This window comes from Cupriavidus sp. GW823-FHT07B10, from assembly GCF_058794355.1.
In genome coordinates this window covers 111,913-126,430 of sequence record NZ_JBXAGS010000002.1, presented here as the reverse complement: position 1 = coordinate 126,430, position 14,518 = coordinate 111,913, and the positions used below count along the sequence as shown (strand labels likewise).

General features: G+C 67.9%; 10 protein-coding genes. 3 read left to right on the top strand and 7 right to left on the bottom strand.

What is annotated here, in order from left to right; genetic code table 11:
- Nucleotides 1-166 precede the first annotated feature (166 nt).
- A complete protein-coding gene (locus AC1Q6V_RS05385; RefSeq protein ID WP_010813659.1) occupies nt 167-2,515 on the top strand; it encodes a UvrD-helicase domain-containing protein in 2,349 nt (782 codons plus the stop codon).
- A gap of 43 nt (nt 2,516-2,558) precedes the next feature.
- Here AC1Q6V_RS05385 and AC1Q6V_RS05380 read toward each other — a convergent pair whose 3' ends face one another.
- The 3 genes from AC1Q6V_RS05380 to sauS all read right to left on the bottom strand — a co-directional run bounded on the left by AC1Q6V_RS05380 (nt 2,559) and on the right by sauS (nt 7,071).
- The gene (locus tag AC1Q6V_RS05380) at nt 2,559-3,851 is read right to left on the bottom strand and encodes an MFS transporter (protein ID WP_010813658.1); all 1,293 of its coding nucleotides are present in this window, start codon (nt 3,849-3,851) and stop codon (nt 2,559-2,561) included.
- 212 nt (nt 3,852-4,063) lie between these two features.
- A complete protein-coding gene (locus AC1Q6V_RS05375) occupies nt 4,064-5,593 on the bottom strand; it encodes an acyl--CoA ligase (RefSeq protein WP_010813657.1) in 1,530 nt (509 codons plus the stop codon).
- A complete protein-coding gene (sauS, locus tag AC1Q6V_RS05370; protein WP_058696659.1) occupies nt 5,590-7,071 on the bottom strand; it encodes an acylating sulfoacetaldehyde dehydrogenase in 1,482 nt (493 codons plus the stop codon). The genes AC1Q6V_RS05375 and sauS overlap by 4 nt, the downstream gene beginning before the upstream one ends.
- A 207-nt stretch (nt 7,072-7,278) precedes the next feature.
- On the opposite strand from sauS, the gene AC1Q6V_RS05365 reads away from it, so the two are divergent.
- Complete coding sequence (locus AC1Q6V_RS05365) at nt 7,279-8,037, top strand: IclR family transcriptional regulator (protein WP_010813655.1); 759 nt, start codon at nt 7,279-7,281, stop codon at nt 8,035-8,037.
- 74 nt (nt 8,038-8,111) lie between these two features.
- On the opposite strand, the gene AC1Q6V_RS05360 is transcribed toward AC1Q6V_RS05365, so the two are convergent.
- The 4 genes from AC1Q6V_RS05360 to AC1Q6V_RS05345 all read right to left on the bottom strand — a co-directional run bounded on the left by AC1Q6V_RS05360 (nt 8,112) and on the right by AC1Q6V_RS05345 (nt 11,653).
- On the bottom strand, nt 8,112-8,918 hold the full coding sequence (locus AC1Q6V_RS05360; protein ID WP_010813654.1) for a BPSS1780 family membrane protein: 807 nt from the start codon (nt 8,916-8,918) through the stop codon (nt 8,112-8,114).
- 5 nt (nt 8,919-8,923) lie between these two features.
- A complete protein-coding gene (locus AC1Q6V_RS05355; protein ID WP_058696658.1) occupies nt 8,924-9,919 on the bottom strand; it encodes a homoserine kinase in 996 nt (331 codons plus the stop codon).
- Between the two features lie 131 nt (nt 9,920-10,050).
- Nucleotides 10,051-10,485: a membrane protein gene (locus tag AC1Q6V_RS05350; RefSeq protein ID WP_010813652.1), complete on the bottom strand. Its 435-nt coding sequence runs from the start codon at nt 10,483-10,485 to the stop codon at nt 10,051-10,053.
- A 220-nt stretch (nt 10,486-10,705) separates the two neighbouring features.
- Nucleotides 10,706-11,653 carry an LOG family protein gene (locus AC1Q6V_RS05345; protein ID WP_011615808.1) on the bottom strand — a complete coding sequence of 316 codons (948 nt, stop codon included), beginning with the start codon at nt 11,651-11,653 and terminating at the stop codon, nt 10,706-10,708.
- Between the two features lie 4 nt (nt 11,654-11,657).
- Here AC1Q6V_RS05345 and polA point away from each other — a divergent pair, with 4 nt between their 5' ends.
- Entirely contained in the window at nt 11,658-14,474 is a 2,817-nt protein-coding gene (polA, locus tag AC1Q6V_RS05340; protein WP_439668110.1) for a DNA polymerase I, read from the top strand.
- Nucleotides 14,475-14,518: the final 44 nt, after the last annotated feature.

Sequence of the window (14,518 nt, the reverse complement as noted above, 5' to 3'; positions counted from 1 at the left end):
CCTGGCGAGGCGGCGGCCGTCGGCGGCCGGCATTGCGCCAGTAAAACGTTAAATTATACGGGGGTGGCAGGCTGGTGCCTATTTCCCGGCCATCCGGCCCCGCCGGATGTGACTTGCAGGACAGGGCCCGCCGGTATAATTGCCGTCAATCCACAAGGCTGATCCGATGTCCGACCTGCTTGCCAACCTGAACGCCGAACAACTAGCCGCCGTCACCCTGCCTGACGAACCGGCGCTGATCCTGGCGGGCGCGGGCAGCGGCAAGACCCGCGTGCTGACCACGCGCATCGCCTGGCTGATCCAGAACGGCCGGGTCTCGCCGGCGGGCATCCTGGCGGTGACCTTTACCAACAAGGCCGCCAAGGAAATGCAGACGCGGCTGTCGTCGATGCTGCCGATCAACACCCGCGGCATGTGGATCGGCACCTTCCACGGCCTGTGCAACCGCATGCTGCGCGCGCATTTCCGCGACGCCGGGCTGCCCCAGACCTTTGCCATCCTGGACAGCCAGGACCAGCTCTCGGCGCTCAAGCGGCTGCTCAAGTCGCTCAACGTCGACGATGAGAAGTACCCGGCCAAGAACCTGCAGTACTTCATCAACAACGCCAAGGAGCAGGGCCTGCGCCCGGCCGACGTCGAGGCCAACGACGACTTCAACAAGCGCTTTGTCGACCTCTACGCCGCTTACGACCTGCAGTGCCAGCGCGAAGGCGTGGTCGACTTCGCCGAGCTGCTGCTGCGCTGCTACGAGCTGCTGCGCTACAACGACGCCATCCGCCAGCACTACCAGCACCGCTTCCGCCACGTGCTGGTCGACGAGTTCCAGGACACCAACGTGCTGCAGTACCAGTGGCTCAAGCTGCTGGCCGGCTACGGCACGCAGAACCCGGCCGCGGTCTTTGCCGTGGGCGACGACGACCAGAGCATCTATGCGTTCCGCGGCGCCAACGTCGGCAATATGCGCGACTTCGAGCACGAGTTCCGCGTGCGCCGGCTGATCAAGCTGGAGCAGAACTACCGCTCGCACGGGCATATCCTGGATTCGGCCAACCACCTGATCTCGCACAACGCGCGCCGCCTGGGCAAGAACCTGCGCACCGACGCCGGCCACGGCGAGCCGGTGCGAGTGTTCCAGGGCGGCTCCGACGGCCAGGAAGCCGCCTGGATCATCGAGGAGATCCGCGACCAGATCGCGCAGGGCGCCAGCCGCGCCGAGATTGCCATCCTGTACCGCAGCAACGCGCAGTCGCGCGTGATCGAGCATGCGCTGTTCTCGGCCGGCATCGCGTACCGCGTCTATGGCGGCCTGCGCTTCTTCGAGCGCGCCGAAATCAAGCACGCGCTGGCCTATATGCAGCTGCTGGAGAACCCGCGCAACGATGCAGCCTTTGGCCGCGTGGTCAACTTCCCGGCGCGCGGCATCGGCGCGCGCTCGCTGGAAGTGCTGCAGGACATGGCGCGCCAGTATGACTGCGCGCTGGCCGAGGCGGTGGCCTACGTGCCCGGCGCGGCCGGCAGCAAGCTGGCGGCGTTTACACGCCTGATCGAGAAGATGCGCGAGGACACGCGCCGCATGACGCTGGCCGAGACCGTCGAGTACGTGATCAACCACAGCGGCCTGATCACCCACTACCAGGGCGAGAAGGAAGGCCAGGACCGCATCGAGAACTTGCAGGAACTGGTGACCGCCGCGCAGGCCTTCGTGGTCGAGGAAGGCTACGGCCTGGAAGCGCTGGCCGCGGTGATCCCGGTTGACCGCAGCCCCGCCGCCCCGGCACTGGCCGACGGCGACCAGGCCCAGCAGGTGCTGGATCCGGAAGCGCTGCCGGTGGTGATGACGCCGCTGGTCGCGTTCCTGACCCATGCCTCGCTGGAAGCCGGCGACAACCAGGCCCAGGCCGGCCAGGACGCGGTGCAGATGATGACCGTGCATGCGGCCAAGGGGCTGGAATTCGACGTGGTCTTCATCACCGGGATGGAAGAGGGCCTGTTCCCGCACGAGAACAGCATGATGGACCCGGACGGCGTGGAGGAAGAGCGCCGCCTGATGTACGTGGCGATCACGCGTGCGCGCAAGCGGCTCTACATGTCGTTCGCGCAAAGCCGCATGCTGCACGGCCAGACCCGCTACCACGTGCGCTCGCGCTTCTTCGAGGAACTGCCCGAGGCCTCGCTCAAGTGGCTGACGCCGCCGGCGCAGGGCTACGGCGGCGTGCGCCGCCAGGAGCGCGACAGCGCCTGGGGCCGCGACTGGTTCCGCAAGCCCGAGGACGTGCCCTATACCGGCACGCGCCCCACCGGCGGCATGGACAACGGCAACGGCTATGCCGATGCCAAGCGCGAGGCCGGCACCGGCTTCCGGGTGGGGCAGTCGGTGTTCCACAACAAGTTTGGCGAAGGCGTGATCACCGCGCTGGAAGGCGAGGGCACCGACGCACGCGCCAATATCAACTTCAAGCGCAACGGCGCCAAGTGGCTGGCGCTGTCGGTGGCGAAGCTGGACGCGATCGACTGAACGAGTCCGGCTTCGCTGCGCGCCATGCCGCGACCCGGGCGGCTCAGGGCAGGGCGTGGCGGACCTCGCCAGCCTTTTCGTCGGGGCTGTCCACCGTCAGCAGCGGATTGATGAACAGCGAGGCCAGCGCGCCAACCCCGAGCAGCGCCCCCGAGATCATGAACGGCAGGTCATAGCTGCCGGTGCGCTCGATCAGGTAGCCGAACACCACCGGCGACACCATGCCGGCCACGCCGAAGCCGGTGTTCATCATGCCGCCCGCGGTGCCGGCGTACTTGCCGGCGATGTCCAGCGGCAGGCTCCACAGCACCGCGTTGGTCAGCTCCAGGAAGAAGAACGACAGCGACAGCAGGATCACCGCGTTGACGGCATCGGCCGTGAAGGTCATCGGCGCGATGAACATCAGCGAGCCGGCCAGCCCCACGAACAGGACCGCGCCGCGCGCCAGGCGCAGGTTGCCGGTGCGCTTGTAGATGCGGTCCGACAGCACGCCGCCGAGCGTATCGCCGACCACGCCGGCCATCAGCGGCAGCGCGGTGAACAGCGCCAGCTGCTTCAGGTCGAAGCCGCGCGCCTCCTTCAGGTACGAGGGCAGCCACGTCAGGTAGACCCACAGCGACCAGCCGTAGCAGAAGTCGACGAAGGTCACCAGCCACATGCGCCGGAACAGGCGCCGCCACGGCGTGGCCGCCTTGGCGGCCTGCCGGCTGTCGCCGTGCCGGTAGCCGATCTCCTGCAGCTCCTGCGCGGTCACGCGGCTGTGCTTGTCGGGCGAATCCTTGAAAAAGAAGGCGTACAGCAAGGTCCAGCCGAGGCTGACCGCGCCCAGCACGATAAAGGCTTCGCGCCAGCCGGCGGCGGCCACGATGACCAGCACGACCGGCGGCGTGATCGCACCGCCCAGCCGCGCGAAGCTGTGGGTGATGCCCTGCGCGAAGCCGCGCTCCGCCACCGGCATCCAGTAGGTGAAGGCGCGCGTCGCGGTCGGGAACGCACCGCCTTCGCCGATGCCCAGCACGAAGCGCAGCACCACCAGCATCAGCACGCTGCCCGCGAAGCCGGTCAGCACGGTGGCCACGCCCCAGATCAGCGAGAGGACAATCAGCACCTTCTTGGGCCCGAACTTGTCAGCCATCCAGCCGCCGAGAATCTGCATGGCGGCATAGGGGTAGGCAAAGGCCGAGAACACCAGCCCCAGCTGCGATGTGGTCAGTCCCATTTCCTCGCGGATCAGGGGGGCGGCGACCGAAATGTTGACGCGGTCGATATAGGCGATGAAATACATCAGGCACATGACGCCCAGGATCATGTGCCGGGTCTTGATACGTTGCTTCATAACCACCTCCTATGCGCGGCGCGCGCGTGGTGTTGACGGGGCGGCGGCCGGCACACGGTCCGTAGCCATGCGCTTGCGGCGCGCCGGGGGCGCGGCGCCGGCCGCGCTGCCCCGTCCTTGAGCAATCTGTCTGCAGTCTTGAGTCGTGTCTCCTGGTCTGGTGGATTCCGGTCGGGCAGGCTCCTTGGCGAGGGTTGTGGAAGGGGGAAGGTTCAGGCGTGGTCGAGCAGCTTCAGCCGCTGCACCTTGCCGGACGGGCCGCGCGGCAGCTCGGCGATAAAGCGGAACTCCTTCGGCGTCTTGTAGCGGCCCAGCTCGCGCAGGCAATGCGCGCGCAGCGCCGCGTCATCGCAGCGCGCGGCCTCGCGCATGACCACGTAGGCAACGATCTCCTGCCCGTAGGCCGGGTCCGGCACGCCTACCGCCGCGGCTTCGAGCACGCCCGGATGGCGCAGCAGCGCCTCGTCGATCTCGCGCGGGGCGATGTTCTCGCCGCCCTTGATGATCAGTTCCTTGGCGCGCCCGCTGATGTAGAAATAGCCATCGGCGTCGCGGTAGCCGAGATCGCCCGTGCGCAGCCAGCCATCGTGCGTAAAGGCCTCGCGCGTGATGTCCGGCGCCTTGTAGTAGCCCGCCATCACGCTCTCGCCCTGCAGCACGATCTCGCCGACCTGTCCGTCAGGAGCCGGCTTGCCGTCGCGCCCGAGCACGCGTGCGCGCGTGCCAGATGGCCTGCCGATGCTGCCGATGCGCCGCTGGCCCGGGTCGAGCGGATTGCTGAACGCCGGTGCGGCAGTCTCGGTCATGCCCATGGTCTCGATCACGCCGATGCCGAAGCGCGCCTCGAAGGCGCGGTGATGCTCGGGCGGCAGCGCGGCCGAGGCCGAGCGGCAGAAGCGCACGCCGGCCGGGGCCTGGCCGTGCGGATCGTTCAGCAGGTAGGCGATGATGGTCGGCACCACGTTCAGCCAGGTGCATCCGTGGCGCGCGCTGTCCTGCCAGAACGCGCTGGCGGAAAAGCGCATCGGCATCACCACCGAGCCGCCGTGCACCAGCGGCGCGATCGCGGTCACGACCAGGCCGTTGATGTGATACAGCGGCAGCGTCGCCAGCACCCGGTCGGCCGGCCCGAGGCAGTGCTCGCGGCTGACGTTGGTGCCGTTGGCCACCAGGTTGCGCTGCGTCAGCAGCACGCCTTTGGGCGTGCCGGTGGTGCCGGACGTGTACATGAGCAGCGCGGGCGCGTCAGGCTGCGGTGGGGGCAGTGGCGACGCAGCATCATGCGTGGCAGGCAGTGCCGGCAGGCTGTTGGCATCGGGCGCGGTGACGAGCACCGGCACGTCCAGTCCGGCCTCGCGCAGGGCCTCGCGGATGGCGGCTTCTCCGTCGGGCCAGGTGAAGACCAGCCTCGTATCCGAGTGCGCCAGGATGTAGCGCAGCTGCGCCGGCTGGCACAGCAGGTTGATCGGATTGACCACCAGCCCGCAGGCCATGGTGCCGAGCAGGAGCCGCGCGGTCTGCTCGCCGTTGGGCAGGTACACCGACACCGTCTGGCCGCTGCCCAGGCCGGCTGCCGCATAGCTGCGGCCGAGCGTGCCGGCGTCCGTCGCCAGCGCGCCGAAAGTGAGCGCATGGCCGCTGTCCGGGGACAACAGGTAGGGCTTGTCGGGCCACTGCGCGGCGCGCACGGCAATCAGCGCGGCAAGCGTGTCGAACACTTCGGGTTCCGTGCGCGCGTTCATTTGCCGACCCTCGCGAAGTAGTCGCCCAGCAGGTCCGCTTCATCGGGCACGTGCTCGGCGATGGGCACGGCGATGCGGGTGATATTCAGGTATTGGCGCCAGCCGAGGTTGTCCGAGAAGTTGTTGCCGCCCCAGGTGCCGCAGCCCATCGACAACGAGAACGGCAGGCCGTTGTCGAAATTCCCGCCGGTGGCGAAGCAGTGCGCCTGGTTCACGATCACGCGCGCCACCGGCAGCTCTTGTCCAAGCTGCAGCGCATGGCGCGGGTTGGACGAATGCAGGCTGACCGAATGCCCGGCGCCCATATAGGCGTACAGGCTCGCCACGCGCTCGACCGCCGCCGCGAAGTCGGTCGCGCGGTAGAGCGTCAGCACGGGCGAGAGCTTCTCGCCGGAGAAGGGGTAGTCGCTGCCGACACCGGTTTCCTCCACCAGCAGCATCGCGGGCTGCAGCGCGCGCACGCGTTCCAGCCCGGCGAGCTCGGCAATGCGGGTCGCGCTCTGTCCCGTGAAGCTGCCGGCGAGCTTGGCGTCGCGCCACATCAGCGCCTGCAGCCGCGCTTTCTCCGAAGCCGTGAGCAGCACGCCGCCGACCGCCGCCAAGGCGTCGAGCATGGGCGTGTAGACCGCGTCGACCACGACCAGGCTGTTCTCCGAAGAGCAACTGGTGGCATTGTCGAAGGTCTTGGAGCGCGCCACCTTGGCTGCCGCGTCATCCAGCGTGGCGCTGGCGTCGATGATCGATGCCACATTGCCGGCGCCCACGCCGAAGGCCGGCGTGCCGCAGGTGTAGGCCATGCGCACGTTGGCCTGCGAGCCGGTCGCGACCACCAGGTCGGCCTGCCGCATGAGCTCCGCCGTCGCGGTCTTCGAGACCGGCGCGGGCAGCATCTGGACCAGGTCGGCGGGCAGGCCGGCGCGCGCAAACTCGGCGTGGATGAACGACAGCAGCAGCGCGCAGGTGTCCTGCCCCTTCGGCGACGGCGCCAAGATCACGCTGTTGCCGCACTTGAGCGCGTTGATGATCTTGTTGGCCGGCGTGGCCGCAGGATTGGTCGAAGGCGTAATGGCCGCCACCACGCCCACGGGCCGCGCGATCTCGGTGATGCCGGCTGCCGCATCCTGCGCGATCACGCCCACCGTCCTGCGGCCATGCAGGTCGCGCAGCAGGCCCAGCGTCTTGCGGTGGTTCTTGCGGATCTTGTCGTCGACATTGCCCAGCCCGGTGTCGGCGACGGCACGCTCGGCCAACTGGCGGTTGCGCGCGGGCTCCATGATGGCCCACGCGGCAGCGGCGACTGCCGTGTCGACGGTGGCCTGGTCGGCACGCGCGAACTCGCGCTGCGCCTGCCTGGCCCGGGCCACGACCGCAGTGACGGCTTCAGCCGCGGCTTGCGCTGGCTGCACGGGCAGGGATGCCGTCGGTAGGGGCAAATCGGAATTGTTGGACTGCCGGCGATGCAGTATTTGCACACTCATGGATTCGACTCCGCGGTTTGGACGGTTAGGGCCGCCGCGCTTTGTCGTGCACTTCGCGGCACCGTCGGCGGCCCTGGATCGAATCTAGTGAAGCGGGGCAGACAGGCCGTCCCAATTTGTGCGCTTTCGCGAGCGCGCAGCCGGGGTGCGATCGAGAATTCAGTTTTCGGGACGGCCATGCGTCCCGGAATCCTTTAAATTTGATCCATGAGCAATCATTCGAATGCCGCTGCCGTGCGCGCCTTCCGCATTCTCGAGATCCTGTCCGCGGCCGACGGACCGCTGTCGCTGGCGGCCATCGTGCAGGCGATCGAGCTGCCGAAGCAGACCGTCCACCGCATCCTCAAGCAGCTTGAAAGCACTTGGCTGGTGTCGCGCACTGCCGGCAACCGCCACTACGAGTGCTCGTCGCGCGTGCGGCAGCTGGCCGTCAATGTGCTGATGCAGGCAGGTCCGGCGGCGGCGCGCCATGCGATCCTGCAGCAGCTGGTCGACAAGATCGGTGAGACCTGCAACCTGACCATGCTGTCCGGCGACGACGTGGTCTACCTGGACCGCGTGGAAACGCAATGGCCGCTGCGCATGCACCTGCAGCCGGGCTCGCGGGTGCCGCTGCACTGCACCGCCAGCGGCAAGCTGCTGCTGGCGTTCCTGCCGAGCGCGCAGCGCCAGCGCCTGGTCGCCAGCCTGCCGCTGCGCGCGCATTCGGCGCACACCATTACCAATGCCGAGGCCTTGCACGCGGAACTGGCCGAGACACGGCAGCGGCGCCTGGGGGTCAACAATCAGGAAAACCTGGAAGGCATGATCGCGGTCGCGGTGCCGGTGATGCGCAACCGGAGCCGCGCCTGCGCGGCGATTGCCGTGCAGGTGCCGATGGCGCGCATGACGATGGACCAGCTGATGGGATTCGTGCCGGACCTGCGCCTGGCAGCGGACGAGATGGTGAAGACGTTCTGCGAATAGGCCGTGAGGGCGGTGTGCTCCCTCTCCCGCAAGCGGGAGAGGGAGCACACGATCGCGCAGCGAGCGCCCGTTGTTCAGGCCCCGGGAGTTGCCGGCGCGGTCGGATCTACCCCCGGCGGCGTCACGTTGAAGCAGCCCCGGTACGTCGCATAGAACGAGCAGTACAGGATCGCCAGCATCAGCAGCGAATATGGCGTGACCAGGAACGACAGCACCGTCTCCGCGCCGAAGGCGCTGAACACCGCCTCCAGGAAGAACGGGATCGCCACCAGCAGCATCGCGAACAGCACCGCGTAGGTGAGGAAGGCGCCGCGGTTGCGCCAGCACGCGGTCCAGCTGAAGAACAGTGCCTTGACCGGCGGCACGCCGTGCCAGGCTGCCAGCAGCGGCGCGAACCAGAACATCATCGCGATCGGCGTGTACAGCAGCGCGCCGATCAGCATGGCGTAGTACAGCTGGCGCACCGCTTCGGCGGTCGGCGCTTCTTCCTTCAGCACGATCGGCACCAGCGCGCTCATGTCGACCACCGAGCCGGCGATCAGCCCCAGCATGAACACCAGCCCGGCGTAGATGCCGCCCAGCACCAGCAGGTTGCGCGTGGCTTCCTTGCCGTTGGCGCGGAAACCCGCCAGCAGCACGGTGGGCATCACCCGCTTGTTCTGGATCACGTCGCGGCATGCGGTCATCACGCCGACCGACAGGCCGGGGGTGACCACCAGCAGCGCGATGATGCCGATCAGCGGCACCACGATGGCCAGCTGCGCGGCGATCAGGTAGACGAACAGCAGCATCAGGAAGGTCAGCGGGTTCTTGCGGAACAGCCAGATGCCCTGGCGGAACCAGGTGTAGCCTTCCTTGGCAGGGACTTCCAGTAGTTGCATACGGATCAGATCCAGGGGAGCGGGGCGCTTGCAGGGTCCGCGCCGATGCGCCGGCGCAGGATGCGTTCGAAATGGGTCGGGTCGTGCGGTTGCAGCATGTCGGCCTCGCGCGGCAGGTAGAAGTCCCACAGTCGCGATACCCAGAAGCGCAGCGCACCCGCGCGCAGCATGTCCTGCCAGCGCGCGGCCTCGGTGGCGGTCAGCGGCCTCACGGCATGATAAGCCCGCAGCAGGGCCTGCGTGCGCGCGGGGTCGAGTTCGCCGCTGGCCAGGTCGATGCACCAGTCGTTGACGGTGACTGCCACATCGAACAGCCACTTGTCGTTGCCGGCGAAGTAGAAGTCGAAAAAGCCGCCCAGGCGGTGGCGTCCGCTGCCGTCTTCCTCGAACAGCGCGTTGTCGCGGAACAGGTCGCAGTGGCACGGGCCCGAGCCCAGGCCGGCGTAGTCCGTGCTGGCGAAGAAGGCGGCCTGGTGGGCGATCTCCTGCTGCAGCAGCGCGCGCTGGCCGGCATCCAGGAAGGGCAGGATCTCAGGCTCGGTCTGCCGCCACCAGGGCAGGCTGCGCAGGTTGGGCTGCTGGCGCGGATAGTCCTGGCCGGCCAGGTGCATGCGTGCCAGCATGTCGCCCACTTCAGCGCAGTGCTGCGCGTCGGGCGCCAGTTGCGATGCGCCCGGCAGGCGCGTGACGATGGTGGCGGGCTTGCCCTTGAGCGGGCGCAGGATCTCGCCGTCGCGTGCCGGGATCGGCGCGGGCACGCGGATGCCGCGCTCGGCCAGGTGCGCCATCAGGTGCAGGTAGTACGGCAGCTGCGCGAACGTGAGCCGCTCGAAAATGGTCAGCACATACTGGCGCGTCTGGCCATCGTGCTCCGTGGTGAGGAAGAAATTGCTGTTCTCGATGCCCGAGGCGATGCCGCGCAGCTCGCGCACTTCGCCAAGGTTGAAATCCAGCAGCCAGCGGGCGATCTCGTCCTGCGAGACCGTGGTGAATACGGCCATACTCGTTGTGTGAAGCGAATCGGAAAGCGGCGGGCACCGGTTCCGGACAAAGTCCGGGCCGCCGCCGCGGCATGACACTGCCGGAGGGCCGGCGCGGCCTGGGGCTTACGCCAGGCCGTGGGCAAGCGAACTCAGAACTTCAGGTTGACCGAAGGCACGCGGTTGACATCGTGCTCGCGGATCTTGGGCGAGCTGTCTTCCGGCTTGCTCATCTCGTATTTAGTGCCGAAACCCGACCTGACCTGGATATCGGTGGCCCGTCCCTTGTCGCGGTACTCGCGCACCTGGGTGCCATCGCGTTCATTGAGCTGGAAGCTCGGCTGGCGCGGCTGGTTCAGTTGCGACTTGGCCGTCGGGGCGATCGGCTGGTTGTTGATCTGGTTCAGCTCCTGCTGCGTCAGCGCATTGCTTTCCTGCGCGACGGCCCAGCCGGAAGCCAGCGCCAGCGCGGCGGCGGCCACGGCGGCGAGGCTGGACACGGACCGCCTGGCAGGCGATTCAGGCTCGCCGGCCACGGCGGAAGACCGCGTGGGCCGGACCGAGCGGGCGGTGGAGGGGGAGGTCATCAGGTGCTCCTGTGCGGGGCTGCGGCGCAGCTTGCGCGCAACCCCGCGGCATGCAGCGGTTGGACTGCAACCCGGCGGCGCCGGGCTTGGCAGACGGACAGGTTCCATTCTAGCAATTCCTGCCGTGCGCAGGCCGCTGCCGTGCCCCGGGGGGCACCTGCGCAACGGGCGCCGGGTGCCGGGTACGTGGCTTGGCGCCGCGCGCCCCGGCGTCCATGCCTTACAGGTAAAACATCTCTTCCTTGGGCGGAATCGGCTTGTCGCCGCCGCGCTGCTCGTAGTAGTCGTAGACCGCTTCCAGCACTTCGTGCGGTTCGTCGACGATCTTCATCAGGTCCAGGTCGTGCTCGGCGATCAGGCCCATCGGCAGCAGCGTGAAGCGGAACCAGTCCAGCAGGCCCTTCCAGAAGCGGCTGCCGAACATGATCACCGGCACCGAGCGCGACTTGCCGGTCTGCACCAGCGTCAGCACCTCGGCCAGCTCGTCGAGCGTGCCGAAGCCGCCCGGCATCACGATAAAGGCGTCCGAATTCTTGACGAAGGTGACCTTGCGCGTGAAGAAGTGGCGAAAGCGCATGGCAATGTCCTGGTACGGATTGCCCTGCTGCTCGTGCGGCAGTTCGATGTTCAGGCCGACGCTGGCGGACTTGCCGGCATGCGCGCCCTTGTTGGCCGCTTCCATGATGCCGGGGCCGCCGCCGGAAATCACGGCAAAGCCGGCGTCCGAAAACAGCCGGGCGATCTCGATGGTGCGCTGGTAGTACGGCGAATCCTCGCGCAGGCGCGCGCTGCCGTAGATCGACACGGCCGGGCGGATCTCGGAGAGGTACTCGGTGGCCTCGATGAACTCTGCCATAATCGTGAACATTTGCCACGAGGCGCGCGCCTTCTTTGCGGTAGCGCGGTCTTCGTCGGCCAGCGCACGCAGGCTGGGGATCATCTTGCGCGGATTGGCGCGCGCGGCCGCAGCAGCGGCCTTTTCAGCAGCAACTTCGGGCGGATTGCCCGCGGCAGCAGCATCGGCCGCCGCGGCGATGGCCGCGGCGTGCTCGGAAGCAGCCTCCGGCGGGGGTTGTACGGTATCGCCGGAAATGTCGGAAACATCCGGGTCAGCAAGGGGGGCGGTCGAGGCACCGCCTGCAGCGGCACCAGTCAATTTTGAGTCCATGGGAATGTCGGATAGTCCAAAAACACTCTTGCTCGTCGATGGATCGAGCTATCTGTATCGCGCTTATCACGCTCTGCCGGACCTGAGGAATGGGGAGGGTCTGCCCACAGGGGCAATCTACGGCATGATCAACATGCTGCGCAAGTTGCGCAACGACTACCCGGCAGAGTATAGCGCCTGCGTGTTCGACGCCAAGGGCAAGACCTTCCGCGACGACATGTATCCGGCCTACAAGGAACATCGCCCGTCGATGCCGGAAGACCTGGCGCGCCAGATCGAGCCGATCCATGAGGCCGTGCGCGCCATGGGCTGGCCGATCGTGGTGGTTGATGGCGTGGAGGCCGACGACGTGATCGGCACGCTGTCGCGCCAGGCCACGGAGCAGGGCGTGCGCACGGTGGTGTCCACCGGCGACAAGGACCTGGCGCAGCTGGTCAACAACCAGGTCACGCTGGTCAATACCATGAGCGGCGAGGTGCTCGATCCCCCTGGCGTGGTTGCCAAGTTCGGCGTGCCGCCCGAGCGCATCATCGACTACCTGTCGCTGATCGGTGATGCGGTCGACAACGTGCCGGGCGTGCCCAAGGTGGGCCCCAAGACCGCGGTCAAATGGCTGGCCGAGCATGGCTCGCTCGACGGCGTGATCGCCGCCGCCCCCGGCATCAAGGGCGTGGTCGGCGAGAACCTGCGCAATACGCTGGACTGGCTGCCGATGGCGCGCCAGCTGGTCACGGTCAAGACCGACTGCGACCTCTCCGCCGCGGTGGCGGACTTCCACGCGCTGCGCGAAACGGGCGAGGACAAGGACAAGCTGGTAGCGTTTTTCTCGCGCTACGGCTTCAAGACCTGGCTGCGCGAAGCGACCGGCGAAAGCCTGCCCGATGCCCGCGCCCAGGCCCGCGCCCGCGCGGCCGCCGCGCCGGCGCAAGGCGGCCTGTTCGATGTGCCGGCCACGGCCGGCGCAGCCGAGGCACCGGCAGCGGACCAGGCCGCGCCGACCGAGATCCGCTACGACACGGTCAGCACCGAAGCCCAGCTGGAAGACTGGATGCGGCGCATCGAGGCCGCGCCGCTGGTGGCCATCGACACCGAGACCACCTCGCTGGACCCGATGCAGGCGCAGCTGGTCGGCATCTCGCTGTCGGTCGAGCCGGGCGTAGCCTGCTATATCCCGGTGGCGCACCGTGGCCCGGACGTGGCCGGGCTGCCCGACCACGGCCAGCTGTCGCGCGAGTTCGTGCTGGGGCGCATGCGCGCATGGCTGGAAGATGCCAGCCGCCCGAAGCTGGGCCAGAACCTCAAGTACGACGTCCATGTCTTTGCCAACCATGGCGTGAAGCTGCGCGGCGTGGCGCACGACACCATGCTGCAGAGCTACGTGCTGGCCTCGCATCGCAACCATGGCATGGACAGCCTGGCCGAGCGCCTGCTGAGCCTGAAGACCATCACCTATGAAGAGGTGTGCGGCAAGGGCGCCAGCCAGATCGGCTTCGACCAGATCGACCTGGCGCGCGCCACCGAATACGCTGCCGAAGACGCTGACGTGACCCTGCGCCTGCACCGCAAGATGTTCCCGCAGGTGGAAGCCGCGGCGGGCCTGCGCCGCGTGTATGAAGAGATCGAGATGCCGGTCTCGGTGGTGCTGCAGAAGGTCGAGCGCAACGGCGTGCTGATCGATGCCGAACGCCTGGCCGCGCAGAGCGCCGAGCTGGGCCAGCGCATGCTGGCGCTGGAGCAGGCCGCCTACGAGGCCGCCGGCCAGCCCTTCAACCTGGGCTCGCCCAAGCAGATCGGCGAGATCCTGTTCAGCCAGATGAAGCTGCCGGTGGTGAAGAAGACCGCCAGCGGCGCGCCCTCGACCGACGAAGAGGTGCTGCAGAAGCTGGCCGAGGACTACCCGCTGCCCAAGCTGCTGCTGGACTACCGCGGCCTGGCCAAGCTCAAGTCCACCTATACCGACAAGCTGCCCAAGATGGTCAACCCGCAGACCGGCCGCGTGCACACCAGCTACGGCCAGGCCACCGCGGTGACCGGCCGGCTGGCGTCGACCGAGCCCAACCTGCAGAACATCCCGGTGCGCACCGAGGAGGGCCGCCGCATCCGCGAAGCCTTTATCGCCGAGCCCGGCAGCGTGATCGTGTCGGCCGACTACTCGCAGATCGAGCTGCGCATCATGGCCCATATCTCGGGCGACGAGAACCTGCTGCGCGCCTTTGCCAACGGCGAGGACATCCACCGCGCCACGGCCGGCGAGATCTTCGGCGTGGAGCGCGAGGCCGTCAGCAGCGAGCAGCGCCGCTACGCCAAGGTGATCAACTTCGGCCTGATCTACGGCATGAGCGCGTTCGGCCTGGCCGGCAACCTGGGTATCGAGCGCGAGGCCGCAAAGCACTACATCGACCGTTATTTCATGCGCTACCCGGGCGTGGCCCACTACATGGAAGAGACCCGGCAGACCGCGCGCGAGCAAGGCTATGTCGAGACCGTGTTCGGCCGCCGGCTGTGGCTGCCCGACATCAACGGCGGCAGCGGCCCGCGCCGGCAGGCCGCCGAGCGCGCCGCCATCAACGCGCCGATGCAGGGCACCGCCGCCGACCTGATCAAGCTGTCGATGATCGCGGTGCAGGGCTGGCTGGAGCGCGACGGGCTGCAGACGCGCCAGATCATGCAGGTGCACGATGAACTGGTGCTGGAGGTGCCGGAGCATGAGCTGGAGCTGGTCAAGGTGCGGCTGCCGGAGCTGATGTGCTCGGTGGCGCAGCTGCGCGTGCCGCTGGTGGCCGAAGTGGGCAGCGGCGCCAACTGGGAAGAAGCGCACTGACGAGGCCGCCTGTCAGCCAGCCTGCGCCGCCCATGCGTTGTGGT